Source organism: Alteribacillus sp. HJP-4 (assembly GCF_042139015.1).
GTDB lineage: Bacteria > Bacillota > Bacilli > Bacillales > Marinococcaceae > JBHIKY01.
Genome location: NZ_JBHIKY010000003.1, coordinates 156,275 through 180,725, shown reverse-complemented (window position 1 = coordinate 180,725; position 24,451 = coordinate 156,275). Strand labels below are relative to the sequence as shown.

The window sequence follows — 24,451 nt, the reverse complement described above, 5'->3', positions numbered from 1 at the left end:
GATTAAGAGGTGGTAGGAATGAAGGTTTGTACGTTTGAAAGAAATGGACAAAAACGGCTCGGCGCGGTTGTGGAACAAGGGATAATTGATGTTATGGAAGCGCTGGAAACAACTCCGGCTAAAGATGTTCCGAAAACTATGGATGAGCTCTATCAGAATAATAAAACGGCAATTAAGAAGCTGGAAAATTACATTACCTCCTTATCTATTACTGAGAACGCCTCATTCTTAGCTGAAGAAGAATCGCTTGATTTTAAAGCGCCGATCACCAATCCAGGGAAGATCATTTGTGTTGGCTTAAATTATAAGCAGCATGCGGATGAAACCGGGGCTCCCTATCCAGAAACACCGATTTTGTTCAGTAAGTTTAACAATACACTGACAGGCCATAAGCACGTGGTAGAAATTCCAGTGGAAACAGAACAAGTGGACTATGAAGTGGAGCTCGCTATCATCGTCGGAGAAAAAATGAAGGCTGTTTCTAAGGAAGAGGCGATTAACGGTGTGTTTGGCTACTGCACCGCTAATGACTTATCGGCGAGGGATCTTCAATTTAAGACGCCGCAGTGGCTGCTCGGAAAAACATGTGACGGCTTCAGTCCCATGGGACCGTATGTGGTGACAGCCGATGAAGTAGAAGATCCACAGAAGCTTCACGTGAAAACGATCGTGAACGGAAAAATAAGGCAGAACTCCAGCACGTCCGATATGATCTTTTCCTGCGACACGATTCTAAGTTATATTTCCCGCCATATGACACTGGAGCCTGGTGATATTATCTTAACCGGTACACCGGAAGGCGTTATCTTAGGAGACCCTGAGCCGGAAAGAGTGTATTTAAAAGCAGGAGATACTGTCACAGTCGAAATAGAGCAGCTTGGAAGCTTAACGAATACTTTTATCGAAGAGAAGGTGTAATAGAAATGAAAATTACTAATGTAGAAACCTACCTATTAGATGTGCCGCTTCAACAAAAAGCGATTACCGATGCCCAGTCAAGACTAGATTCTGTAGAATTTATTGCCGTACGCCTTGATACGGATGAAGGAGTGACGGGCTGGGGCTTTAACTGGAATTACACGAAAGGAACAAGAGCTGTTAAAACGATTATTGATGAGACCTACGCTCCTGTATTAATAGGAAAGGATCCACTTTTCTATAAAAATATAGTAAACGACCTGCATTACACGAACCATTTTATCGGCCAGGTCGGAATCACCCGCGTCGGTCTATGTGCTGTTAATTTAGCTCTCTGGGATATTAAATTAAAAAATGCAGGCCAGCCGCTGTGGAAATATTTAGGGCCGGTAAAGGAAAAGGTAAAAGCCTACAATACAGATGGCGGGTGGCTGCAGACGTCTGTTGAAGAGCTCATAACTGATATGGAAAACCTGATAGACCGTGGCTTTGATGCGGTGAAAATGAAGCTCGGGCTGCCTGATCCACGCGAGGACTATGAGCGGGTAAAGGCTGTCAGAAAGAGACTGCCGGATTCAGTGAAATTAATGGTTGATGTGAATACGGTATGGGATTTAAAAACGGCCAGGTTCTGGGGTAATAAGCTGGAAGAGTTTGATATTCATTGGTTAGAGGAGCCTATGAATCCATTTAACAAAAAAGATCATGCCTCTCTCGCAAAATCAATTAATATACCAATCGCAGTAGGAGAGACCATTTATACCCGTTATGATTTCCGGGATTATATTGAAATGGGGGCTGTGGATGTGGTGCAGGCGGATGTGACAAAGCTATCCGGGATTGATGAATGGCTTGATGTTGCAGCTCTTGCACGCAGCTATGATTTAGAGGTCATCCCTCACACCAATGTGCAGCATATCCTTCATGCCCAGCTTGCCGCCGCTTCTCCAAACGTTCCGATGGTGGAATGCTGTTATGAATCTATTATGGATATTTGGGAAGTCCCGATGGAAGTGAAAAATGGATACTATATCCTGCCGGAAGCCCCTGGACTCGGCTGTAAATTCAGTGATCAAGTGTTAAAAGAAAATCGAATTGGCTAAAACGTGATGATATGTACGAGCTAATATGGTGTTTCTGGCATCTGCCATGTTAGCTCTTTTTCAGTAGAGAATGTGTAAGCGTATTCTCACAGCAGGTAAGGAGTGACATGATGAACAAGAGCTTTTTTCTTATGATAGTAGGAGTTTTAGCTTTATTAACGGGCTGTCAGGAGGCTTCCGAAACTGTTGCGGAAACAAGTTTTGAAGCAGACAAGCATGTTGTCAATATTGCCTATGGAAATCAGCCGGGCGAACCGATCGATTTACAGGCGGAAAAATGGAAAGAGCTGGCCGAAGAACGCAGCGATGGGCGCCTGCAGCTCAATTTGTATCCAAGCTCGCAGCTTGGGGACGAGGCGGACATGATTGAGCTTGCTATAAATGGAAACAACCTTATCGTCTTTACTGCCTTTGATTTTCTCATGGACTATGTTCCCGACCTTGGAATTCTGAGTGCTCCTTATATCGCAGAGAATGAAGAAGAACTGTTTTATTTAACAAAAACAGATTGGTTTAAAGGTTTAGAAGCGGATTTAAAGGAGGAAGCCAATCTTGAAATTATTTCCTCCAACACGCTATATGGGGACCGCCATATAATGTCGAACAAACCTGTGGAAACTCCTGAGGACTTAGAGGGCCTGCGCATCAGAGTGCCTGACAATAATTTATATATCCGTTCCTTCGCTGCCATGGGTGCATCGCCCGCACCGCTTCCGCTTGGTGATTTATACAGTTCACTGCAGCAGGGAGTCATCGATGGAGCGGAAAACCCGCTTCCTGTGTTAACCGGATCGAGGACTCACGAAGTAACCAATCATCTTTCTTTAACAGGCCACATGACCATCATCAGCCCATGGGTCATAGGGTCCGATGTCCTGAATAACCTGCCCGAAGATCTACAGGAAATACTTATTGAATCTTCAGAAGAAGCCGGCGATTACGGGATTGAGCTTTCTAAGAAAGCAGAGGAAGATACAATGAAGGAGCTGGAAGAGCAAGGCATGAACATCCATGAAGTGGACCAGGAGCCCTTCGAAGCAGAAGCGGAAAAGGTATATGAATCGATGCCGACGTGGAGTGACGGCCTTTACGAAAAAGTACAAAAGCTCCTGGAGGAACGGGAGTAATGGAAAGGAGTGGTGAATGTTGAAAAAAATGATGAAAATCATAGATTCTTTAGATGAAGTGATCAGCCTGCTTGCGTTAGCCGGCATTATTGTTATGGTCAGTGCGAACGTCGTATTCCGTTTTATTTTAAATAGTCCGATAGCCTGGACAGAAGAAGTGAGCCTCGGTTTGTTCGTTTGGCTGACATTTGTCGGGATGAGTGTCGTGATGAAAACAAATGAACATGTCAGTATCGATTACTTTGTCCGTAAATTCCCCTCCATGCTCTATAAATACAATCAGCTGTTTGCGTTAGTTATTGTGATGCTGGTGTGCTTTGTTGTATTTTTCGTGTGGGGAATTATACTGACTTATAAGTCTGTCGGAAATATCACTCCAGTGCTGTCCATTGACTACCTGTGGATATACCTTGCCGCTCCTGTCGGCGGGCTCCTCTCTATTTGGCATATCACGAAAAAGATCATACTGAAGGATGAAAAGTTCCTTATAAAAGGGGAGGAGGAGCAGTAGTCATGTTACTTACCATCGTTGTCGTTATCTTAGTTCTTCTTTTATTAAACGTACCCGTTGCCTTTGCCATGATGTTTGGATCCGGCCTGTATTTTCTCGTAAATGACAGCTTTAAGGCAGAAACCATGACGCAGCGGGCTCTCAGCGGGGTTGAATCGTTTCCGCTGCTTGGTATTGTTTTCTTTATTACAGCAGGTATCCTGATGAACTACACCGGAATCACCAAACGAATTCTGCGCTTTGCCCAGGTGATAACCGGCCATATGACAGGCGGCCTCGGAAAAGTCAATGTACTGTTGAGTGTACTGATGGGCGGTCTCTCCGGTTCCAACGTAGCAGATGCCGCGATGCAGTCCAAAATTCTTGTGCCTGAGATGGTTAATAAAGGATATAATAAAGCATTTGCTGCCACCGTTACCGCCGCCAGCTCATTAATAACGCCAATTATTCCTCCGGGTATCGCGCTGATTATGTACGGATACATAGGTGATGTGTCGATTGGGGACTTGTTTGTGGCAGGGATTATTCCAGGTCTGCTGCTATGTGTGCTTATGTTCATTTTCGTCCATTTTTCTGCTAAAAAGCGAGGCTTTGAAGTGGAGCCCATCCCAAGAGCAACTCTGAAAGAAACAGTGGCTGCTTCAAAGGACGCCCTACTGGCAATTCTGCTACCTGTCATTATTATTGGCGGTATTCGGCTCGGAGCCTTCAGCCCTACAGAGGCAGGAGCCATCGCTGTGCTGTATGCACTGTTTTTAGGGTTTGTCGTGTACCGGGAGATGAAAGTGAAGGATTTCATTGCCGCACTCAAAGAATCGATACATATTATCGCGGTCGTTATGATTATCATTGCTGCCGGCACTGCTTTTGGCTGGATTTTAACACTGGAGCAGGTACCGCAGGCATTGACGGATATGACCACCTCTTCTGTGAATAATCCGTATCTCTTCTTATTTGCAGTGATGATTTTCCTATTAATTATCGGTATGTTTGTAGAAGGCAATGTATTGCTGATTATACTTACTCCGATCTTTATTCCAATGCTCGAGGCATACAATATCGATCCCGTTCATTTCGGAATCTTTTTCATCCTGTGTCTAAGCGTTGGAACCATCACACCGCCAATAGGTACCATCATGTTTACGGTATGTGCTATTACGAAAGTGAAGATAGAACACTTTATCAAAGAACTGTGGCCGCTCTGGATTGTGTTTGTCGTCGCGATTCTTCTCGTAGCATACATTCCTTCCATTTCTATGCTGCTTCCTAATGTACTGGAATAAAACACAGATTGGCACTCCCGCTGCGGGGGTGCCTTATTCTTCAAAATTTTATTCAAATTATGGAACCAGTGTCCGCTGAAAATGGCATTAATCTGAAAAGGGATTTAATTATTTTTAGAATTGTAGTACTTACTAATGTAATTTATAATGTATTTGTAGTTTGAGCTGAGTTTAGTTAGGAAGAGATGAGAAAAGGAGAGATGAGTATGAGTAAAACGAAATATTATGAGCAAATCGGTGTCGCAATGACATGTCGGTCCTTTCAGGAGTATAAAGAGATGTTTATGCTCGAGAAAGATCTATTGGAAAAAGGGCGGATCCTGGATGTAGCATCAGGCGCATCTTCTTTTGTCACTGAATTAAACGCAAATGGTTTTGACGCCACCGCTGTCGATCCGCTGTACCGACTGACTCACGAAGAAATGAAAAATCATGGAAAAAGAGAAGTGGAAACAGCAGCGCAGAAAATTGAAATGGTGAAGCATCAGTTTGTATGGAATTCCTATAAAAATATTGAAGCCCATCACGAAATAAGAAAGAATTCACTTGAGAAATTTTTAGCCGGCTACCAGAACAAAGAAAACTATATTCCGGCAGCTCTGCCGGACCTGCCATTTGAGAACGATACATTTTCTTTAGTAGTATGCAATCACTTCTTATTTTTATATCAGGAGCAATTTGGTTATGATTTTCACCTTCAGGCTGTAAATGAATTAATTCGGGTCACGAAACCGGGAGGGATCATCCGAATCTACCCGTTGGTCGGGTTCAAAAACGAACCATACCCGTTCATGGATGAGCTGATGAATGAACTGGAAATTATTAATGTAACAGCGGAATTATTATCAACGAGTTTTCGCTTTCTGCCTGCTGCCACCCAGTTTTTGAACATTTATAAATAATATTAGATTAAGAGTCAGGTTCTTTCATGAATCTGGCTTTTTTACGTTTTATGGGAAAAATCAAGTGTACTGGGATAGTGGAAATTTATTTGAAGACAATACAGCAAATTTAATTATGGAATAAATACACAATAGTAAGACTATTGAAAAAAATGTCGAATTCTATATAGTATTTTTGGAAAAAGCTCACTACCACATCGGAGAGATCAGAGGCAAATTAAATAAAAGGAAGTTACATGAAACTAAAGAAGCTATAATGGGACTGCCCTGCGTTTTTAAAAAATACTAATCGAGGGAGAGATTTTAATGAATATTAGACTTCCAAAGGAAAACAAGGACCAAATCATAAGCCTGGTTAAAGAATATTTTTATAATGAACGCTCTGAAGAAATAGGGGACCTGGCAGCGGAGAATATGCTTGATTTTGTCATAAAAGAAATCGGGCCGTACATCTATAATCAGGGTATTAAGGATGCGAGGGAAATGCTTGAACAAAAGATGATGAGTTTAGAAGAGGATATTCAATCGCTGGAAAAGCCCACTTTACATAATAGACGGTAGCGAAAAGTTTTTACTGAATTAAACCGCAATAATTGAGAGGAATTCATGAAACCTTACATGCTATTTTAAATGTAGTGAAGTGAGGTGAAGGCATGGACAATCAATCTATTGGTTTATTTCAGGGAGTTGCCTTATATATCGCGGCTGTATTAGGGTCAGGTGTTCTATTTCTGTCCGGTGTAACTGCATCGATTGCGGGGCCGGCCTCTATTTTATCCTGGCTGATTGTTATTTTAATCAGCTTTCCTTTAGCTTATTCATTTGCCAGCCTGGCAAGAAAATATCCAGATGCTGGGGGAATCTCAACTTTTGTGAGGTTCTCTTTTGGGCATCATCCAGGTAATATTATTGGATGGTTTTATTTTGTTACGGCGGCTGTTGGCCAGACAATCGTTTCGTTAACAGGGGCCTTTTATTTAGGAAAGGCATTTGGTTTTTCACAAATGGAAATATCCCTTTCTGCACTAATAATTTTGCTCATTGCAGGAGGCACGAATTATTATGGAGTACGAGTAAGTGGTATTGTTGCTTTCATCTTAAGCGGCTGTTTATTCATCCTTTTATTAGTAACGATTTTGTTTTCCATTTCGAGTGTCCAAATTAGCAATTTTTCTCCTTTTTTCCTTGGAGGAAGAAGTTCTATTGGTACGGCACTTACAGTTATATTTTGGTCATTTTTTGGATGGGAGGCGATCTGCAGCTTATCTAGAAATTTTAAAGAACCTGATAAAAATATTGTCGGAAGTACAATTATTAGTGTGATAATTATAGGCGGGCTGTTTCTAGCACTCAGTTTTATAACGATTGGAACGGGGACATATGGGAGTGAGGAAAGCAGCCTTTCTCCTATTGCTGTAATAATGGATGATATATTTGGATGGAACGCCAAAATCGCAACCGGTATACTAGCTTTTATTATTTGTACAGGGACAGCTAATGCATTTGTAGCGAGTCTAACCCAGCTTGGGTATTCATTAAGCAGAGATCAGGCATTGCCGGCGTATTTTTCTGTGCTTCATCCCAGAAAACAAATTTCAAGGCGTGTAGTTGTATTTGTCGTTTTGTTTGCAGGGAGCGGCGTAATTATTACGAGTGCGCTATCCATGTCGTTTAATGAAATATTATTTATTCCCACTTCTCTAGGCATACTTGTGTATGTTTTCTCAATGGCAGCAGGTGTAAAGCTGTTTGAACGGGGGAGCCTGCCATGGCTGAGTTCTTTATCTGCTTGTATATTCTGTACGCTTGTACTGCCTTTTTTTCAATCGTATCTTCTTGTTCCATTGATTGTGACAGCGTTATATGCAATTTATATTCTCTTTTTAAAGAGAAGAGAGTTCAACTATAATAATTGAGATGGAGGTGAGAAGGAATGTTTAAAAATCTTACATTCTCTGAAATGATGAAAATAACAGCTTCCTCAGATTCCAGCTATGACGGCATGTTCTTTTATGCAGTGAAAACGACAGGTATTTTTTGCCGCCCATCCTGCAGCTCCCGGAGACCGAATAAAGAAAATGTCACATTCTTTGAAACGACGCTGGAGGCAAGAGCGGCGGGGTACCGTCCCTGCAAAAGGTGCGAGCCGGAAACCACTGATTTTGCACCGGATTTAGATATTATAAAAAACGTCAGATCATTCATCCATGAGCATTATAAGGAAAAGCTCACGCTGCCTCAAATGGCACATCACGCTGGAGTCAGCCCCTATTATTTAGGGCGCCTTTTTAAAAAAAGAACGTTGGAAACCCCGCGTGTTTATCTGGAAAGAGTGCGCTTAAGAAAAGCTATCCAGCTTTTGAAAACGACAGACCTCTCTATCCTTGACGTCTGCCTGGAAGCAGGATTTCAAAACCAATCCAGCTTTTATCAAGCTTTTCAACGAAAGAATACAGTTTCACCTAAGCGTTATAGAAAGGAGAAGAGCCTTGAATTATGAGGAGTATAAAACAGATTTCGGAACGATAAGGATTGTGTTAAAGGAAAATGGTAATCTCGTTCGCGTAGTATTAACTGAGCACCACTGGAGAACTGTTGTAGAAAATCAGGAATTGAAGAAGAGTGTGGAGAACAGCGGGGAGGTGCGCAGGCAGCTTCAAGAATATTTTGAAGGAAAACGAAAGTATTTTGAGGTACCGTTTGAGATGAAAGGGACCCCCTTTCAAAAGGAAGTATGGTCGGCTCTTCAGAGCATTCCATACGGTGAAACGACTTCGTATTCAGAGATTGCTTCAATCCTTGGACGTCCTCAGGCTGTCCGGGCGGTCGGCCATGCCAATAGTATAAATCCTCTGCCGATTATTTTCCCCTGTCACCGGGTGATAGGAAAGAATAAAACGTTGACAGGCTACGCCGGAGGAATGGAGATGAAGAAGAAGTTACTTCAGTTGGAGGGAGCTTCGTTTTAAAAGCTTATGCTTCTCTGCTAATCATCGAAAATATCCTTCAAAAACTTTTCTCTGTTCTGGAGGAAGTAACTAGTAATTTGATAGGGGTCAGTCATTTCATACTCTATCTCTTTAATATGCCCATTATCAAAGCTTAAAATAGTGGCGTCCGGATAACCTAACAGAATGGGAGAATGAGTGGAAATGATAAATTGACTCTCCCTCGACACGTCTAAATCACGTAAAATTTTAAGAAATGTCAGCTGCCGCTGCGGAGATAAAGCGGCCTCTGGTTCATCCAATAAATAAATCGCCTTCCCCTTGAAGCGATTTAGAAAAAGGGATAAAAAAGACTCTCCATGGGATTGCTCGTGCAAGGATCGGCTGCCATAGGAATCAGCTGCCTCTACAGTATCAACATGGGAAGCAAAATGAAAAAAAGACTCAGCCCGCAGAAAGAAACCATTGGTGACTTTAGGAAGCCAGGACAGTCTTATGTAATCTCCAAGAGCTGATTCTGAAGCATCTACTTCATAATAATTATTTCTTCCGCCGCCTGCTGTATTAAATTCACACTTGTCTGCGACTGCTTCAAGCAGCGTGGACTTTCCTGCTCCGTTTTCACCGACAAAAAATGTAACATTACTTTTAATATCCAATTGATGAAGACTTTTGATGGAAGGTATAGAAAAAGGATAGCTCTGAAAAGAAGGAATTTGATCATGCTGAAGTTGAATTCTTTTTAAGAACAAAAGATCACCAGCTTTTCACATTTATTTTTAGTCTCAGCTTATCACAAGTGCCTTTAGTAAGGGAGAGGTACGCCTATTTACAATAGAAAGGAAAAGTCTCCTATGAATTTTACGATGGAAGAAGCGATTGAGATTTTAGAAAGAACGCCGAATGCATTAGAGGGACTATTATCCGGCGTGTCCGAGGGCTGGATCGAATGCAGGGAAGGCAAAGATACGTGGAACGCTGCAGACGTGGTTGAACATCTTATTGAGGCAGAAAAGTACAATTGGATTCCGAGAATGGAATTTCTTCTTAAAGAAGGAGAGCAAAAGCCATTTCCAGCATTTGACCGCTTTTCTCATCTGGAAAAGCCTGCCCGTCCAATAGAACAACAGCTCCTAGAGTTTAAATCCGTGCGTGCTCAAAATCTCGCTAGACTGAAGGAGCTGATTGATCCTGCCGTTCATCTTGAGTTAACGGGATTTCATCCTGCCTTCGGCGCAGTAAAAGGAAGAGAGCTGATTTCAACCTGGGTAGTTCACGACCTAACCCATCTTGCGCAGATTACCAGGGTGATGGCAAAAAGGTACCGGGAGGATGTGGGACCATGGGAAGAATATTTAGGAATTTTAAAAAAATAAAATGAAAATGGAGTTGTAATCTTATGAACGGGAGGCTAGATTCATGCAGAAGTTATTTCAGTATAATTGGCAGGTAAGAAATGATTGGTTCGCATGGTGTGAAAATGTGCCGGAAGAAGAACTATTAAAAAAACGGACAGGAGGGGCAGGAAGCATCCTCTACACGTTGTTTCACATTATTGATGTGGAATACAGCTGGCTGCAGGACCTCCAGGGAAAACAAGCACCTGAGGAGCCACCATTTCATAATTACAACAGCCTGGAAAGAGTCAGGGAGCTTTCGAACATTTATCATCAAGAAGTCGAACCGTTTGTATCTTCCTGGACAGATGAAATGGAATCACTTATTCATCTGGATACAAATGCTGAAGGAAGAACTATCCGGTTAAGGCATGGAGAAGTCATGCGCCACGTAATAGCACACGAGATACATCATGTGGGGCAGCTGTCCATTTGGGCTCGGGAAATGAACAGGAAACCAATTACGGCGAATCTAATTGAAAGAGGTCTATTCGACGAATACGAATAAAAGAACACTTTGAAGAAAGAGAATCTTTCTTGGGGCTGTAGCAAAAGCCCCTTTTTATAGAAAAAGTAGTATCCTAAATAGAAGATAGCAGGGGACAAGTCCGAAGACTCCAGTGGGAAGAGCAGCGGCTGAAGATCCGCCGGGCGCGGGTTTCGCCCGGTTAGCTGAAGCGCTGCCCACGGAAAGCGAAGGACTTGTCCACTGCTTTTTTTACCATGCAAAAAGGGCGAGTATCATTTATGATACAGCCCCATACTCATTCATATTAATCGTAGAACCAGACAAAAGATTCACCGCTTGAGTATTTTTTCAAATAAAATTCGGCTTGCCCGTCATCAACGTAATCGTTAATATCACTGAATACGTGACAACCATTTGAATCGAAATCATTGCTGCCGGCTGTTTTAAAATAGACTCCACCATATTTTACTTTGTCGTCAAAACTATACGGATCTTCTTCAAATAACTGATAAAATCCCGGCTGACTATCAGAACTGAGACATATCTTAAAAGCGCCTCCACCAGATGGCCAGATAGCTGTTTCATCGCTGAATCTGTCTCCTCCTAAACTATCCCACTCTCCAGCATCCGCAGAAACGATAGAAATAGGGACAAAGAAGATAAGAGTCAATGCGAGTAAATACTTAGGGAATCTTTCCATTTCAATAACACCTCCTTATTATTCAGTTTTTGTCATTCTCACCTTCATTGTACATTGAGTGTCAAACATTGGAAATTAGTGTTAGCAGCCGGAATGGTTGGCCTGCTTATTCCAACGGAAAGGGCCTCATCTCTTTATTTTCTCTCTTTTATAAGATGAATTTTCTAAAAGCAAAAATTAAACCGCTGTCCCGAAACTGTCGGAAGAGCGGTTGTAATCTGTAAGATGATTAATGATGGCTGGTGAGAGACCTTCAATTATTTTCGTTGAGAGCGCGGCAGTATATGGCTGCGGTCAAAGCTGCCCAGGGGTGCTTCTGAAGAAGAATGAACAAAATCTTTGTTTCTTACGTATTCCGGCGCCGCTTGTTTACCTAAGGATTTATAGCGGATGTGAAATTCTTCTTCAAATTCAGGAATTTCTTCTTTGGCTGCGGATTGCTGCTCCATTCCGGCAATCCAGGTTTCAAGCTTGTACGTTCCCCGGTCAATGATCACACACAGATCTTCCAGCGATTTGATTAATTCCATTAAGCAGTCCAATCCATTCTTCAAAATAATGCCCTTCACTTTCGCTTGTTGGACAGAGTGTTCCACCTTATAAGGCTTATCCTGATAATGAAACTCGATGAAGCAGCTGCTGCGATCCCAGTTAAACGTGTAGTCTTCAATTTTCAGCTTTTTCATAACTGCGATCAGCTTTCTTTCACACATATTCTGCTCATTATGCGGCATCCACTTGAAAAAATTGTTTATCATTTTTAACATCTCAATCACCATCCTTCTTCATTGTGCCAAGATTGTAACATCGTAGAACTTATGTCATTTACTTCAACAATAATGTAGAAATCCCCTGCAATAATCGTTTTACAATTATCGACTATTTTCTCATTTTACAGCTTGCTTTCTTTTCTTAGTTAGTAAAATAGACATAAAGACCTGCAATGAAAATATGAAATGGTAACGGACGGAAACTATTTTGTTGAAAAAGTTAGTAGAATACAGGTTATGAAACAAGGTTTGCATAAGTAAAAGTTCTCCTATGTTGTACTCTTCATAAATCTTCTTTCTTTTTGCCACCTGTCTGCTGCTTCACGCGTTTCATAGGTAAAGACAGTACAGGGGGAAAAAAAATGACAGACCGGACGCGTCATTTGTGATTGGGATTGTGGTGCTTTTCTTAGGAATATCAGCGTGCAGTAATGAAAAATCAGACGGGGGCGAAGTGTCTCAGGATGAGGCTGTCATGGATTCAGGTAATGAGTCAGGCGTGGAAGAGGAGTCAGTGGAGGGGTCTGCCGGCGCGGACCAGAGAGTAGAAAACGATTCGCCCACTGATGAAAATAGAAACAGTGGCACCGAAGCGCTTGAAGAAGTGGATGCCGCGGATCGAATGATTATTTATGAAGGAAATATGAGAATTGAAGTTGAAAATTATGGGAATGCACAACGCCGAATTGAACAACATATTGAAGAGATGGACGGTTATATTGTTGAGTCCAATGTTCAGGAGGAGAAGGAGGAGGAACCAAAGGGACTCCTTACTGTACGGATCCCTCAGGAGCACTTTTCCTCATTTTTGAATGTGGTGGAAAAGGTCGGCACAAAAGTGCTTGATCGCTCTACAAACGGAAACGATGTGACAGAGGAGTATGTAGATCTTGAAGCACAGCTTCGTTCTCAGGAAACGGTGGAGGAACGACTGCTCAGTTTTTTGGAGAAAGCGGAAACAACGGAAGACCTCCTTGCTATTTCCGATGATTTATCCGTGACCCAGCAGGAAATAGAACAGCTGAAAGGACGAATTAATTATTTAGAGAATCACGTTGATTATTCAACAATAACGATTGAAATGAAGGAGAATGCTGGTTCGGCCGTGGCAAAAAAGGATTCACTGCAGACGTGGAGGGAAGCACAAAATCTTTTTAAGGATACGATAAATGCTATACTTACCTTCTTTTCACAAATAGCCATATTTTTCATTGGTTTGTCTCCTGTGCTATTTCCACTTTTTGTATTTTGGCAGGAGCAGTGATTTATTTTAAAAGGAAACGAAAAAAACAAACAGTGGATGAGTCATAGGATGGCGGCGGGGAGGAGAAATGGAAGTGGAGTATATAAGAGATTACGCAATGTATACCGGCATTTTTGGGATGTTCAGCTTTATGTGGTTTGGCTGGGCACAGGAAAACCCGAGAAAAAGCTGGCGCAAATATTTAGGGGCAGCTTCTGTCCTGGCAATGGTTGTCTGTTTGTTCGGGGTATACCTGAGTGTGACCCATTGGCAGGAAGCCACAGCCCTGTCTGTTACAACTACATTTCATCGTTATATAGTTTTCGTCTGGATTGAATTTTTTCTAGCCGGGATTGGCGCAATTGTTTTATTAAAAAGAAGATTAAAAGAATATGTTGCCCCCTGGATCGCTTTTATTGTCGGAATTCATTTTTTCTGGTTAACTAGTATCTTTCAGGATGGAAGCTTGATTGTATTAGGAGTGCTGCTTACGGGGACGTCACTTATGTCGTTACCGATATCTAGAAAGCTGAATGTTGCTGCAAGTGCTGTTACAGGGATTGGTTTCGGTACCCTCCTTTTCTTTTTTGCGTTGTCAGGCCTCATTCGCTTTCTTCTGGCGGCATGATTAACATTGATGCCTGATCGGATTGGACTTAGAGGAAAAGCACGTTTTTTTACACGTGCTTTTCAAAATATCTGCCCCAGTGCGGCTGGGTGCCGTCCGCATCTTTAAAATTATAAATCTCCGAAAGTCCCCAGGTACTCAGAGCCATGCCGTTAAACCTCCGTACTTCTGGATCGACAGCGAGATGCTTTAAGGCTTCTCCTATATAATAGGGTGACTCAGAGGCAATGAAGTGTTTTTCCTGCTTTGCTCCTTCCTGCCAATTATCTTCGGTAACCCCAAACAGATCCAGCATGGCTTCGGAACGGAGAAATCCTGGGGTCAGTGCCAGTGACGTAATATGATAGTCTTTAAGCTCCTCTGCAAGTGCTTTTGCTATATGAATGTTAGAGATCTTTGCCAAACTGTAATAGACGTTTCCACGATAATCCTGGGTGGTTCCGTCGGTAATTTCAATGATTAACCCGCTCATGTTCTTTTTCATCAGTGGGACAGCATAATGCGTGGTGATGAGATGCGAATGAACAGCCTGCTTTTGCATTTGCAGCCCCATCTCAACACTATGCTCTCCTATATCCTTTCCCCACTGACTGAGAGGGTCGCCTCCCCAAACATCGTTCACTAAAATGTCCAGCTGGCCCTGCTGTTCCTCGTTTATTCTTTCTAGCAGCTGTTTTACTTCTCTCTGCACAGTATGGTCGACCCTTACACCAATGCCATGACCTCCGGCAGCTGTCACTAACTCTGCCGTTTCCTCAATCGTCTCGCGGCGCTGCATGGGAGAAGGTTTCGATCTTGTCGTACGGCCGGTTACATAAACAGTCGCTCCAGCTTCTCCTAATTTTACAGCTATCGCTCGGCCTGCACCTCTTGTGGCGCCTGCGACAAGTGCTGTTTTACCTTTCAGCGTTGGCATCTCAGCAATCATCCTTTCTCTTTTATTACTTAAAGGGTAAAATAAAAACATGACATATACTGTCATAATTAAAATTTATTTTAGGGAGTCATTCTAATGAAGGCGGAAAGAATGATAAAAATATTGATACTGCTCCAATATGGAGAAGTGCTTCCTACCAGTAAGCTTGCGGATGAATTAGAGGTATCGCAGCGCACGATACACCGGGACATGGAAGCACTGAGTGCAATCGGGATTCCAGTTTATGCAGAAAGAGGAAAAGCAGGAGGGTGGAGGCTTGTAGATGATTGGAAGCAGCGATTAAGCTGGTTCAAGGAAAAAGAGATATTGTCTTTCTTTTTACCTCCTTCTGAAAAGATCCTTTCGGATTTAAATTTGGATATCTCAAGAACTGATTTAATTAATAAACTGCTGGTATCGCTGCCGGAGCAGTCACGCAAAAATGCGCAGCATTTGTGGGAACGAATCTATGTGGATATGGGAACGTGGCGAAGCAGTGCAACGCAGACCAATTCGGTCCTGGAAGTGCTGCAAAAAACGGTGATGGAGGAACAAATTGTTCATATCCTCTATAAAAAAGGCAGCGGAGAGAGAAAAGAATATAGAATTAAGCCGCTTGGCCTTGTGGCAAAGGGAAGCTCATGGTACGCTGCGGCCTTAAATGAACATGACGAGCTGAGGAGCTACCGCGTGTCACGTATTTTGGAAACAACTCTCACAGAAGAGCACTTCACCAGGCCCGGCGATTTTCATCTGCCTGCTTACTGGGAGTCATCAAAACAGTCCTTCATTCAAAAAATTCCAGAGTTCCATGTGAAGGTGACAGCTTCTTCTAAAGCATATCAGCGTATCGTGTTTACCGGTCACTTTGTACAAATCAAGGAACTTCAGAAAGTTGGAGGATGGACCGAGGTTGAATTAACTTTTCCTACGGAAGAGGAAGCGGTTCATTTTCTCATAGGCTTCGGCCGGGAGATGAAAGTGATTTCTCCAAAATCTGTGATTTGTAAAATTATAAATAGAGCAGAAGAAGTGCTGGATTTATATGAAGTGTGAGGGGAAGTGGGAAAAGAACACTTTATCTGGGAAAATGGACGGGAGCGGGGGAAACCACACCAAGACGGTGGAAATGCCTGCGTCAAAGCGTGAAAAAATTTCGGCACGGTGGAAACCAGATGCTTGAACGTGGAAATCGTCCCGTGGAAATAGCAGGGGGCAAAAGCACTCATACTGCTTTTTAATCAACCATTTAGGGTATAGAATTGGAGACTTCTATAAAAAGGAGGACGAGATGTTACAGAAATATATATGTGTCACCTGCGGCGTTCAGTATCCACCAAGCGAACAGCCTCCGGAGTTCTGCGCGATTTGTGAGGAAGAAAGACAGTATGTCCATCCGGAGGGCCAGAAATGGACAACGCTGGAGGAAATTCGCCGCAGCGGCAAGTATAAAAATGAGATTCTGAAGGAAGAAGAAGGAGTTTATAGCATAACGACAAAACCCGGATTTGGAATTGGCCAGACTGCTTATCTCGTTAAGAACAACGGTTTCCACGTGTTGTGGGACTGCATTACCTACCTAGATGAGTACACTATTACTTCTATCCGTGAGCTGGGAGGAATTGATGCGATTGCTCTTTCTCATCCTCATTATTATTCCACGCAGCTTGAATGGGCTGAGACATTTGATGCGTCAATTTATATTCACGAGGATGACAGCCAGTGGGTGATGAAGCAGGAAGAGCAGATTAAGTTTTGGAACGGAGAGGAAAAAAAGCTGACAGAAGATATGTCTGTTCACCGTCTCGGCGGGCATTTCAAAGGTGGAGCGGTGTTACACTGCCTACCTGTTCAAAAGCGAAAAGGACTTCTTTTTACCGGAGATATTATTCAGGTTGTTGAAGATACGGACTGGGTGAGCTTTATGTACAGTTATCCCAATTTAATTCCGCTTCCCGCAGAGAAAGTGAAAGAGATGGCTGAACGCGTCGGCGGGCTCTCATTCGACCGAATTTACAATGCCTTTCATAAAAACATTCCGAAAAATGCAGATGAAGCTGTCCAAAGATCAGCCGATCGCTACATCCGGGCACTGGAAGGTACATTGTTCAAGACGTGAATGAACGGGGAAAGTGGGAAAGCGCCCTGCGGCCCGATTTCCACCTCCAAGTGTCTGTTTTACCCCTTACCGGGAAACCTCTCCACCAGATGTTGTGGTTGACAAGAGAGGATAATTCATTTATATTTCTAAATATGTCGAATAATAAAAATGAAAATACGATGGAGTTTAGTGCAATGTTCAAAGCGCTTTCCAATGAACACCGCCTTCATGTGTTTCTGTATTTAGCGAAATACTGCATCCCGGGTGAACTCAGTACAGAAAGAGAAATGCGCTTAACGGTGGGAGAATTGGGAGAAGGGCTGAATATTGCCCCGTCTACAGTTTCTCACCATTTAAAAGAATTAAGGCAGGCAGGTTTAATTCGAATGGATCGAAAAGGAAAAAATATTGAATGCTGGGTTGAACAAGCGACAGTAGATAAAATAATTATGTTTTTTCAGCAGGCGAAAGGAGAATAAATTTTTTTGATTTAATATTTCGATTGTTATCGAAATATAGAATTATAGACAAGAGGAGAGAATGTTATGCTGCAATTAATATTAAGCGGTTTTTTCATTGGATTTGTATCTTCCCCAACCTGTCCAAGCAATGGAGAAGAAATTAAGCACGGGACAAGATACGGTTTGTCCTCCTCAATCTCCGTGGGAGCGGGAGCAGTTGCAGGAGATGCGGTTATTCTACTTGCGATATTATGGTGGTTAATGCCTTTCATAGATTCGAATTCGATGATCGTTACATTTCTCTGGCTGTTTGGGAGTATCGTGCTTTTATACGTGTCCTGGGGGATTTTTAAAGAAATGAAAACCGTGGAAGCGGTGGGAGGCAAGCGAATTAAGAGAATAACTAAACCGTTCCGCCATTATGCGAAAGCCTTTTGGACGGGAGCAGCTATCACCGCATTTAATCCTTTTACATTTTTATGGTGGATGGGACTTCTTACTCCAATACTTGATAGTAACGGCGACATATCTGCAGTTTACCCTGCAGCTGTCCTTGCAGGAGCATTTATCTGGTTTATGCTGCTTGCATATCTGGTGTATCTTGGAAATCGTTGGCTGAATAAAAGAAAAAGGCAGGTGCTGCTGCTATTGAGTGGCTCAGCCGTTCTTGGGTATAGTATTTATTTTTTATTTCAATTTATCAGACTAGTCTTTTCTGCCTGAGGCAGTTGTTTATAAAGGAGAGAGAGGGATAGACAGTTAGCGTGACCTGGAAAAGTATTTGAAAATCTGCCACATGATCATAAGGAAAATCATATAACCAAAAAAAGAATAGCTGTGTTTCCATGCTGGGTGGTGAGCAAACCAGCCGAGTTGTTCACTGATCTGCTCACCCACAGCTGCCCCTATGCACATCAGCAGGCCAAGTATCATTCGTGCAGCGGGCTGAAGACAGCTGGCCGTAATTAAAAATAAGATTGTTATTATAGGCAGGGCTGCCAGGGTAAAAACGATATGAATTGGAAAAATCTCTGGAAACGGCCGCGCCGGGAAGTGATACAGCCCATTTCCGACAAAGTACAAATCCAAATAGGTGCCTGCCAAAGCGGCAGTCAGCGCTGTGAGAAGAAAGGCAGACCTTTTTTTATTCTGGTCTGAAGAAGATGGCTTTTTTGGTAATAATGGTATGTTCGATCGCTTCGAGTGTTTTACAGTACTCCTCATATATGCCTCCGTCTGTATATTTTTCTTCTATTAAATAATCAACCACTCTCCAATCCTTCAGCCAGTCTCCTTTTTCGGTTTCGGAGTGATCTGTATCCGCCCACGCATACTTGAGCGGAGGGCTGTAAAGCCGGTCTGCCCCTTTTTTGAGCCTGCATTTTCTTGTGCGGGGCCGGTACACAGTGCCTGGCAGCGTTTCATTAATAGAATGAAACAGGTGCCCCCAATAGTCTTGTCTTGAGCCTGTATGAGGATGGTGGATGGCCCAGCGCAGTGCGCCTTCTAAGGATGCTTCATTATGAAACAGCAGCGAATATAAACGTTTTCCAAGCATGATACGGTGATGAAGAGAAGCGAATTGCTGCAGTGTATCCCCTAATAAGGCAGGTTTCTTCGCTTTCAGATTTTTGTAAAAAGGAATAATGACATGATTGAAACGTAAAAAATCATACAGCTTAAAGCCGAGTGTGTTTAATACTGTTTTTTTGAAATAATCGTTTTGAATTATCCGTTTTTCAAGGTAGCTTTGTTCATTGATTATCGTTGCAATCGCAAGCAGGTAGCGGTCGCCATGCTTCCAAAAATAATTCCAGATTGTCTCCATAAATACTGATACATTCATGAATGGCAGAAGATAAGAATAATTTCTGGATGAATAGACACCTTCCCGGTAAAGGAGCAGCTGCGGATACACATCTTGAAATATGAGCCAATTGCCTCGTTCTAAAAATGAATAATAATAACGCTGTTCTTTTTCCGTTAACAGCCGTGGAAGGAGATCGCCTTTTAAATCGGTCATCTGCCAGCCGCCATTGCGTGAAACGAGGTGGCCAAGCAAAGCCCAGTGAATATCAGGATGCTGGATATAAAAATCCAGATACGCCTTCGTTCTTGTCACATTATTTCTGTTCAACCGCCTGGTTTCTTCTTTTATTTGTTTTATCAAGCTTATTTCATGAGCTGTAAGCGGCGGCTTTGGAAAAGTACCTGTATTTCCTTGAATTTTTTTCTTTACTTCTTCTTTCAATTTTGCGTAAGGTTTGGACTGCGGTTTCTTTTTGTTCAGCCAGTGGATTGCCATTCCGCTCCTCCTGTTCTCGCATAGCGTCTTTCAGAAAGGAATAAGCATGTAACAAATGCGGGGAAAAGAGGGTAGACACAAGTATGAAACAACAAGTGGATGCTGAAATAACAAGGCTCACCAGCCTTTTGATCAAAGAACAGAGCCCGGATGGCACCTGGCCATATCCTTTTGAAACAGGAACATCCACCGATTGCTATATGATTATTTTATTGCGAACCTTAGAAATAAATGATGAAGAACTGATTCAAACACTTGCAGAAGGAATTCTTCAACAGCAGGAGAAAAACGGGGCGTGGAAATTATTTTATGATGAGGAAGAAGGAAACCTCACGGCCACAGCGGAGGCCTATTATGCGATTTTGTATTCTGGAATTGTCGAAAAAAAAGACCCGAGAATGAAAAAGGCGCGGCAGTTTATTATTCAAAACGGCGGCTTAGAAGAAGTCAACATGTTTGCGAAGGTGATGCTTGCTCTGACGGGACAGCTTCCCTGGCCGAAGCACCTCCCTTCCATGATTGAAATAATACTGCTTCCAACTTCCTTTCCGATTCATTTTTTCTCGTTTTCTGTGTATGCCAGAGCCAATCTCACACCTATCTTAGTAGCAGCAGATAATTTCTTTCATTTAAAATCAGCATTATCACCAGATCTATCAGATTTACTTTTACAGAATCGCGGCGATGAATGGGAGGAGGAAAGAAAAGCCTGTCAACGCATATTTTCTGTAGTACAGCAAGGAATTCAGCGATTGATAGGCTTTCCGCAGGAGCTTCATCAGCTGGCGTTAGAACGTGCAGAAACTTACATGCTGAGCAGAATAGAGTCTGACGGCACTTTTTTCAGCTATTTCAGCTCAACGTTTCTGATGATTTTTGCACTTTTGTCCAGAGGCTATCCAAAAGAACATCCGGTCATTGTTAGGGCGGTGCAGGGATTACGATCATATAAAACGAAAATTGGGCCGAGAATTCACATGCAGTTTACAACGGCATCTGTATGGAATACTGCGCTGGTCAGCCATGCCCTTCAGCAGGCAGAACAGTCTTATACTGCTCCATCTATTCAAAAAGCCAATGAATACCTGCTGGCACGGCAGCATTCCGATTATGGCGATTGGGCCGTTCAAAATCCTAGCTCTCTCCCAGGCGGCTGGGGTTTTTCGGATATAAACACCTTTAATCCAGATGTTGATGATACTACGGCTGCGCTGCGGTCCATCCGGGAACTTGCCTTGAATCGTCCCGAAGTGAGGCAGGTTTGGGACCGTGCCATGCAATGGCTTGTGTCGATGCAGAACAACGATGGCGGCTGGCCGGCGTTTGAAAAGAATGTAAATCAGGCATTTCTTTCCCTGGTGCCAGTTGAAGGAGGAGGCAAAATTCTTCTGGATCCCTCTACTGCCGATTTAACAGGTCGAACGTTAAATTTTTTAGGTAAGAATACGCACGCGGACCGTTTTCAGCCCTTCATTAAACAAGGTATCAATTGGCTCGTTAAGGATCAGCGTGCAGACGGATCTTGGTACGGACGTTGGGGAATTTGTTACATTTACGGCACATGGGCAGCGTTGACCGGTCTTTCTGCGGTAAAATTACACAGTGGTCATTCGGCTGTGAAAAAAGCCGTTCAATGGCTTTATTCTATTCAAAATGATGACGGCGGCTGGGGGGAATCGTGTAAAAGCGACCTGGAAAAGACATATGTCTCCCTCGGTGTAAGTACACGGGTTCACACTGCGTGGGCATTAGATAGCCTGCTTGCGGTGGAAAAAGAAGAGACACCAGCAATAAAGAGGGCGGTCCGATTTTTACTGGAGACCGCAGAGCTGGATGATTGGACAACAGCTTATCCGAAAGGGCAGGGGCTGCCGGGAGGTTTTTATATTCACTACCACAGCTATGAATATTTGTTTCCGCTGCTCGTGTTAAGTCATTATAAGAAAAGGTTTATTCACTAGAAGCGGCCTATAACTGCTCTGATGTAAAAGGCAGAAGCGATTATGTCATTATCAGCAGGCAGTACACGGACATGAGATCCGTTATAATTTCAGAAATGACACTATCTTAAAGGTTGGCAGAACTAGGGTACGCTATTTGCCAAAAATGGAAAGAAATTAGCATTGATTTTGGCGAATAGCGGTACCAGTGTCCGGAACAACACAGTCAGTTCCACAAGATATGGTCTTGTACCAGCTTCCAATTGCTTGCCTCGTGCCCAGTTGAATGGGGGGTGCTCCGTGGTTATTAATTCGGCTGCAGAGCAGCATCCAGCATTGTACCAAGTTTGGAAAAGCGGCTATGCCAGGAAAAAGCCTTCTCTAAGTCGTGAGGAGTCTGGCCGCCGTGCCGGCAGGCTTCTTCATAATACTCATACAGTTGTCTGCGGTAGGTGGGATGCGCACAGTTTTCTATAATAAGAGGTGCCTTCTCTTTTGGCGCAAGTCCTCTCAGATCGGCAAAACCCTGCTCTGTAACAATCACATCGACATCATGCTCAGTATGGTCTACGTGCGAGACAAAGGGTACGACGCTTGAAATGTTTCCATCCTTCGCAATGGATGGAGTAACGAATATAGAGATTCTGGCATTTCTCGTGAAATCGCCCGAGCCACCGATGCCGTTCATCATCTTTGTTCCAAGAACATGAGTCGAGTTAACGTTGCCATAGATATCAAATTCCAATGGAGTATTGATGGAAATCAGGCCCAGCCGCCGTATAAGCTCCGGGTGGTTGGATATTTCCTGCGGCCGCAGGACGAGCCGGCCTTTATATTTTTCAATATTACCGTATACTTCCTCCAGCTTTTGCTCTGACAGCGTAATCGAACAGCCGGATGCGAAACGGACTTTACCTGCATCCATCAGATCGAAAACGGCATCCTGAAGCACCTCGGAATAGATCTCTAGATCCGTAAATCCAGACTCCAGCAAGCCGTGAAATACGGCATTAGCCACCGAACCGATACCAGATTGAAGCGGAGCTAAATTTTCCGGAAGACGCCCCTGATCTTTTTCTGTACGAAGAAATTCGATAAGCTGCTCTGCCATTTTAATCGTATTTTCATTTGGAGGTGTGATTGTCGAGGGGGAATCAGGCTGATCGGTAATCACAATTCCTTTTATTTTATTCTTGTCCACCTGGATGCCGGTGGAACCGATACGACCATCCACGGTTGTGAGAGGAGTTGGATTGCGGCTGCCCTGTGTTCCTGGTTCGTAAATGTCATGCATTCCTTCAAAAGCTTCCGATTGAGCTAAATTTAATTCAATAATTATGGCTTCTGCCTTTTGCGCAAAAATAGAAGAATTACCTACTGAGTTGACGGAATGATGGTCCCGTCCTCAGTAATTGCTACCGCTTCCAAAATAGCAAAATCAATCGTCTCAAGTACGTCCTGACGGAGGGCTTCTGCTGTGTGCAATAAGTGTTGGTCTACGAACAGCATCTCCCCCGAATTAATCTCCTGGCGCATTTTCTTATCGGCCTGAAAAGGAAGTCGTTTATGAACAATGCCTGTCTCCGCCATCAATCGGTCAATATCAGATCCAAGAGATGCTCCAGTATATACATTCACTTTAAACAATTCATTTTTTGTTTGTTCCACGAGTGCTGAGGGCACCGCTTTGGCATCACCTGCACGAGTGAAACCGCTTAGTCCAAGGGTCATTCCATTCTTTATCCATGATGCTGCCGTTTCCTCTGTGACGATTGTATTCTGAAGTTCTTTGTCACGTAAACGCTGTTGAATTTGCTCGTTCATAATAGCCTCCTCCATGTAATTTTCTTATTATTCTAACGCCTGAAGCAGGGAATCTCATGCGTTTTCTCATGAAAAGGCTTTAATTTAGAACGAGCCAGCAAATATAGTACACGAAACAGCAGACTTCAGTCAGAAGGAAAGAAATTTACGGAATTGACTTGCGTACGTCTGACTGACAGGTATTTTTGTTCGATCTTTCATTATTAATAAAAAAGTAGAGTGAGAATCAGGCTGAATTTCAGAAATATAATTGACGTTTACAATATAGGAACGATGACAACGGATAAAGCTATCATCCGGTAAATAGAGTTCAATCTCACTTAATGTGAATTTATGCGTACCAATACCTCGTTCCGACTGAATCCACGTTTTTCTGTTCTGCGCTTCCAGAAACATCATTTCTTCATAGGGGACCGGCACCCAGCAATGATCTTTTTGTATCGTCAAAAAAGTAGAAAGAAAGCGTAATTGCTTGGACGGCAAGATGGCAGTTACGCACCCTGCCGTTCCTCCGGCATCGATTATAGGATCGCTTGTCCCATAATAGGGAGTTCCGAAAACATTACTGTTGATGTGCTCAGAGGTTTTCTGCCGCACCGCCAGCGCTTTAAATGTAACCGTATTTTCATCTATTTCATCACCGGGCTTGATTTTTAAATCTACATATTTGCTCGGTTCATAATAAAGAAAACGGTGAACGTCCGACACGGCTATCGATGCCTCCTTCGGAAAAAGCTCTCTGAAAGATTCCACCATAGCTGCTACGGAGAATCGATTCACATTTTCCCCTCCTCTGATAATCAATATCCTTTAGTATAACGTGAATTATAGTTACTTTTAAAAAAAGAGGGGTTCTATGCTCCCCCTTTTATGCAGATATTAAAGCTCCACTGCTGTCACTTTCG

At 42.9% G+C, this 24,451-nt stretch carries 25 protein-coding genes and 2 pseudogenes; 19 read left to right on the top strand and 8 right to left on the bottom strand.

The annotated features are described in order from the left end of the window. Positions 1 to 18 precede the first annotated feature (18 nt). From ACE4RR_RS03930 to ACE4RR_RS03885, 10 genes are all read left to right on the top strand, one after another. Positions 19 to 918, top strand: coding sequence for a fumarylacetoacetate hydrolase family protein (locus ACE4RR_RS03930; protein ID WP_375534091.1), 900 nt, complete (start codon positions 19 to 21; stop codon positions 916 to 918). A 5-nt stretch (positions 919 to 923) separates the two neighbouring features. Continuing rightward, positions 924 to 2,021: a mandelate racemase/muconate lactonizing enzyme family protein gene (locus tag ACE4RR_RS03925; RefSeq protein WP_375534090.1), complete on the top strand. Its 1,098-nt coding sequence runs from the start codon at positions 924 to 926 to the stop codon at positions 2,019 to 2,021. A gap of 110 nt (positions 2,022 to 2,131) precedes the next feature. Next, complete coding sequence (locus ACE4RR_RS03920; RefSeq protein WP_375534089.1) at positions 2,132 to 3,148, top strand: C4-dicarboxylate TRAP transporter substrate-binding protein; 1,017 nt, start codon at positions 2,132 to 2,134, stop codon at positions 3,146 to 3,148. 16 nt (positions 3,149 to 3,164) lie between these two features. Then, a complete protein-coding gene (locus tag ACE4RR_RS03915) occupies positions 3,165 to 3,659 on the top strand; it encodes a TRAP transporter small permease (protein ID WP_375534088.1) in 495 nt (164 codons plus the stop codon). A gap of 2 nt (positions 3,660 to 3,661) precedes the next feature. Then, positions 3,662 to 4,942 carry a TRAP transporter large permease gene (locus tag ACE4RR_RS03910; RefSeq protein ID WP_375534087.1) on the top strand — a complete coding sequence of 427 codons (1,281 nt, stop codon included), beginning with the start codon at positions 3,662 to 3,664 and terminating at the stop codon, positions 4,940 to 4,942. 206 nt (positions 4,943 to 5,148) lie between these two features. Then, a complete protein-coding gene (locus ACE4RR_RS03905; RefSeq protein ID WP_375534086.1) occupies positions 5,149 to 5,844 on the top strand; it encodes a class I SAM-dependent methyltransferase in 696 nt (231 codons plus the stop codon). A gap of 306 nt (positions 5,845 to 6,150) precedes the next feature. Beyond that, positions 6,151 to 6,405 carry a DUF2164 domain-containing protein gene (locus tag ACE4RR_RS03900; RefSeq protein ID WP_375534085.1) on the top strand — a complete coding sequence of 85 codons (255 nt, stop codon included), beginning with the start codon at positions 6,151 to 6,153 and terminating at the stop codon, positions 6,403 to 6,405. Positions 6,406 to 6,497: 92 nt separating this feature from the next. After that, positions 6,498 to 7,760 (top strand): APC family permease, encoded by a 1,263-nt coding sequence (locus ACE4RR_RS03895; protein WP_375534084.1) that lies wholly within the window; start codon positions 6,498 to 6,500, stop codon positions 7,758 to 7,760. A gap of 17 nt (positions 7,761 to 7,777) precedes the next feature. Beyond that, entirely contained in the window at positions 7,778 to 8,344 is a 567-nt protein-coding gene (locus ACE4RR_RS03890; RefSeq protein ID WP_375534083.1) for a bifunctional transcriptional activator/DNA repair enzyme AdaA, read from the top strand. Next, a complete protein-coding gene (locus ACE4RR_RS03885) occupies positions 8,334 to 8,813 on the top strand; it encodes a methylated-DNA--[protein]-cysteine S-methyltransferase (RefSeq protein WP_375534082.1) in 480 nt (159 codons plus the stop codon). The genes ACE4RR_RS03890 and ACE4RR_RS03885 overlap by 11 nt, the downstream gene beginning before the upstream one ends. A 17-nt stretch (positions 8,814 to 8,830) precedes the next feature. Here the strand turns inward: ACE4RR_RS03885 and ACE4RR_RS03880 are convergent, their stop codons facing one another. Then, on the bottom strand, positions 8,831 to 9,544 hold the full coding sequence (locus ACE4RR_RS03880) for an AAA family ATPase (RefSeq protein WP_375534081.1): 714 nt from the start codon (positions 9,542 to 9,544) through the stop codon (positions 8,831 to 8,833). Positions 9,545 to 9,646: 102 nt separating this feature from the next. Between ACE4RR_RS03880 and ACE4RR_RS03875 the strand changes: the two genes are divergently transcribed. Then, the gene (locus ACE4RR_RS03875) at positions 9,647 to 10,168 is read left to right on the top strand and encodes a DinB family protein (RefSeq protein ID WP_375534080.1); all 522 of its coding nucleotides are present in this window, start codon (positions 9,647 to 9,649) and stop codon (positions 10,166 to 10,168) included. A gap of 43 nt (positions 10,169 to 10,211) precedes the next feature. Continuing rightward, complete coding sequence (locus ACE4RR_RS03870) at positions 10,212 to 10,697, top strand: DinB family protein (RefSeq protein WP_375534079.1); 486 nt, start codon at positions 10,212 to 10,214, stop codon at positions 10,695 to 10,697. A 265-nt stretch (positions 10,698 to 10,962) separates the two neighbouring features. On the opposite strand, the gene ACE4RR_RS03865 is transcribed toward ACE4RR_RS03870, so the two are convergent. Both ACE4RR_RS03865 and ACE4RR_RS03860 read right to left on the bottom strand, forming a co-directional pair. After that, positions 10,963 to 11,358: a hypothetical protein gene (locus ACE4RR_RS03865; RefSeq protein ID WP_375534078.1), complete on the bottom strand. Its 396-nt coding sequence runs from the start codon at positions 11,356 to 11,358 to the stop codon at positions 10,963 to 10,965. Positions 11,359 to 11,615: 257 nt separating this feature from the next. After that, a complete protein-coding gene (locus ACE4RR_RS03860; RefSeq protein WP_375534077.1) occupies positions 11,616 to 12,125 on the bottom strand; it encodes a hypothetical protein in 510 nt (169 codons plus the stop codon). Positions 12,126 to 12,603: 478 nt separating this feature from the next. Here ACE4RR_RS03860 and ACE4RR_RS03855 point away from each other — a divergent pair, with 478 nt between their 5' ends. Both ACE4RR_RS03855 and ACE4RR_RS03850 read left to right on the top strand, forming a co-directional pair. Continuing rightward, positions 12,604 to 13,392, top strand: a complete 789-nt coding sequence (locus ACE4RR_RS03855) for a DUF4349 domain-containing protein (protein ID WP_375534076.1) — start codon at positions 12,604 to 12,606, stop codon at positions 13,390 to 13,392. A 67-nt stretch (positions 13,393 to 13,459) separates the two neighbouring features. After that, positions 13,460 to 13,999 (top strand): hypothetical protein, encoded by a 540-nt coding sequence (locus tag ACE4RR_RS03850; RefSeq protein ID WP_375534075.1) that lies wholly within the window; start codon positions 13,460 to 13,462, stop codon positions 13,997 to 13,999. A gap of 49 nt (positions 14,000 to 14,048) precedes the next feature. Here ACE4RR_RS03850 and ACE4RR_RS03845 read toward each other — a convergent pair whose 3' ends face one another. Then, entirely contained in the window at positions 14,049 to 14,915 is an 867-nt protein-coding gene (locus ACE4RR_RS03845) for an SDR family oxidoreductase (RefSeq protein WP_375534074.1), read from the bottom strand. Between the two features lie 96 nt (positions 14,916 to 15,011). On the opposite strand from ACE4RR_RS03845, the gene ACE4RR_RS03840 reads away from it, so the two are divergent. The 4 genes from ACE4RR_RS03840 (at position 15,012) to ACE4RR_RS03825 (ending at position 18,200) form a co-directional block, all read left to right on the top strand. Continuing rightward, positions 15,012 to 15,971 (top strand): helix-turn-helix transcriptional regulator, encoded by a 960-nt coding sequence (locus ACE4RR_RS03840; RefSeq protein ID WP_375534073.1) that lies wholly within the window; start codon positions 15,012 to 15,014, stop codon positions 15,969 to 15,971. 235 nt (positions 15,972 to 16,206) lie between these two features. Continuing rightward, positions 16,207 to 17,034 (top strand): MBL fold metallo-hydrolase, encoded by an 828-nt coding sequence (locus ACE4RR_RS03835; protein WP_375534072.1) that lies wholly within the window; start codon positions 16,207 to 16,209, stop codon positions 17,032 to 17,034. Between the two features lie 89 nt (positions 17,035 to 17,123). Next, on the top strand, positions 17,124 to 17,495 hold the full coding sequence (locus tag ACE4RR_RS03830; protein ID WP_375534071.1) for an ArsR/SmtB family transcription factor: 372 nt from the start codon (positions 17,124 to 17,126) through the stop codon (positions 17,493 to 17,495). 66 nt (positions 17,496 to 17,561) lie between these two features. Beyond that, positions 17,562 to 18,200: a LysE family translocator gene (locus tag ACE4RR_RS03825; RefSeq protein WP_375534070.1), complete on the top strand. Its 639-nt coding sequence runs from the start codon at positions 17,562 to 17,564 to the stop codon at positions 18,198 to 18,200. A gap of 36 nt (positions 18,201 to 18,236) precedes the next feature. On the opposite strand, the gene ACE4RR_RS03820 is transcribed toward ACE4RR_RS03825, so the two are convergent. Further along, the gene (locus ACE4RR_RS03820) at positions 18,237 to 18,701 is read right to left on the bottom strand and encodes a CBO0543 family protein (RefSeq protein ID WP_375534069.1); all 465 of its coding nucleotides are present in this window, start codon (positions 18,699 to 18,701) and stop codon (positions 18,237 to 18,239) included. Further along, the gene (locus ACE4RR_RS03815) at positions 18,622 to 19,782 is read right to left on the bottom strand and encodes a DUF2515 family protein (RefSeq protein WP_375534068.1); all 1,161 of its coding nucleotides are present in this window, start codon (positions 19,780 to 19,782) and stop codon (positions 18,622 to 18,624) included. Before ACE4RR_RS03815 ends, ACE4RR_RS03820 begins: the two co-directional genes overlap by 80 nt. A gap of 77 nt (positions 19,783 to 19,859) precedes the next feature. On the opposite strand from ACE4RR_RS03815, the pseudogene shc reads away from it, so the two are divergent. Further along, a pseudogene (shc, locus tag ACE4RR_RS03810) lies at positions 19,860 to 21,743 on the top strand (squalene--hopene cyclase); the annotation flags it as partial. Between the two features lie 286 nt (positions 21,744 to 22,029). Here the strand turns inward: shc and scpC are convergent. Next, positions 22,030 to 23,561: pseudogene (gene scpC, locus ACE4RR_RS03805) on the bottom strand (succinyl-CoA:acetate CoA-transferase ScpC). Between the two features lie 114 nt (positions 23,562 to 23,675). Continuing rightward, positions 23,676 to 24,326 (bottom strand): LytTR family DNA-binding domain-containing protein, encoded by a 651-nt coding sequence (locus ACE4RR_RS03800; RefSeq protein WP_375534067.1) that lies wholly within the window; start codon positions 24,324 to 24,326, stop codon positions 23,676 to 23,678. Between the last annotated feature and the right edge of the window lie 125 nt (positions 24,327 to 24,451).

Bases quoted from the DNA above. Each gene is read 5' to 3' on its own strand.
- ACE4RR_RS03930 (WP_375534091.1), top strand. From the start codon at position 19: ATGAAGGTTTGTACGTTTGAAAGAAATGGACAAAAACGGCTCGGCGCG.
- ACE4RR_RS03925 (WP_375534090.1), top strand. From the start codon at position 924: ATGAAAATTACTAATGTAGAAACCTACCTATTAGATGTGCCGCTTCAA.
- ACE4RR_RS03920 (WP_375534089.1), top strand. From the start codon at position 2,132: ATGAACAAGAGCTTTTTTCTTATGATAGTAGGAGTTTTAGCTTTATTA.
- ACE4RR_RS03915 (WP_375534088.1), top strand. From the start codon at position 3,165: ATGTTGAAAAAAATGATGAAAATCATAGATTCTTTAGATGAAGTGATC.
- ACE4RR_RS03910 (WP_375534087.1), top strand. From the start codon at position 3,662: ATGTTACTTACCATCGTTGTCGTTATCTTAGTTCTTCTTTTATTAAAC.
- ACE4RR_RS03905 (WP_375534086.1), top strand. From the start codon at position 5,149: ATGAGTAAAACGAAATATTATGAGCAAATCGGTGTCGCAATGACATGT.
- ACE4RR_RS03900 (WP_375534085.1), top strand. From the start codon at position 6,151: ATGAATATTAGACTTCCAAAGGAAAACAAGGACCAAATCATAAGCCTG.
- ACE4RR_RS03895 (WP_375534084.1), top strand. From the start codon at position 6,498: ATGGACAATCAATCTATTGGTTTATTTCAGGGAGTTGCCTTATATATC.
- ACE4RR_RS03890 (WP_375534083.1), top strand. From the start codon at position 7,778: ATGTTTAAAAATCTTACATTCTCTGAAATGATGAAAATAACAGCTTCC.
- ACE4RR_RS03875 (WP_375534080.1), top strand. From the start codon at position 9,647: ATGAATTTTACGATGGAAGAAGCGATTGAGATTTTAGAAAGAACGCCG.
- ACE4RR_RS03870 (WP_375534079.1), top strand. From the start codon at position 10,212: ATGCAGAAGTTATTTCAGTATAATTGGCAGGTAAGAAATGATTGGTTC.
- ACE4RR_RS03865 (WP_375534078.1), bottom strand. From the start codon at position 11,358: ATGGAAAGATTCCCTAAGTATTTACTCGCATTGACTCTTATCTTCTTT.
- ACE4RR_RS03860 (WP_375534077.1), bottom strand. From the start codon at position 12,125: ATGTTAAAAATGATAAACAATTTTTTCAAGTGGATGCCGCATAATGAG.
- ACE4RR_RS03855 (WP_375534076.1), top strand. From the start codon at position 12,604: ATGGATTCAGGTAATGAGTCAGGCGTGGAAGAGGAGTCAGTGGAGGGG.
- ACE4RR_RS03850 (WP_375534075.1), top strand. From the start codon at position 13,460: ATGGAAGTGGAGTATATAAGAGATTACGCAATGTATACCGGCATTTTT.
- ACE4RR_RS03845 (WP_375534074.1), bottom strand. From the start codon at position 14,915: ATGCCAACGCTGAAAGGTAAAACAGCACTTGTCGCAGGCGCCACAAGA.
- ACE4RR_RS03840 (WP_375534073.1), top strand. From the start codon at position 15,012: ATGAAGGCGGAAAGAATGATAAAAATATTGATACTGCTCCAATATGGA.
- ACE4RR_RS03835 (WP_375534072.1), top strand. From the start codon at position 16,207: ATGTTACAGAAATATATATGTGTCACCTGCGGCGTTCAGTATCCACCA.
- ACE4RR_RS03830 (WP_375534071.1), top strand. From the start codon at position 17,124: ATGTTGTGGTTGACAAGAGAGGATAATTCATTTATATTTCTAAATATG.
- ACE4RR_RS03825 (WP_375534070.1), top strand. From the start codon at position 17,562: ATGCTGCAATTAATATTAAGCGGTTTTTTCATTGGATTTGTATCTTCC.
- ACE4RR_RS03820 (WP_375534069.1), bottom strand. From the start codon at position 18,701: ATGAGGAGTACTGTAAAACACTCGAAGCGATCGAACATACCATTATTA.
- ACE4RR_RS03815 (WP_375534068.1), bottom strand. From the start codon at position 19,782: ATGGCAATCCACTGGCTGAACAAAAAGAAACCGCAGTCCAAACCTTAC.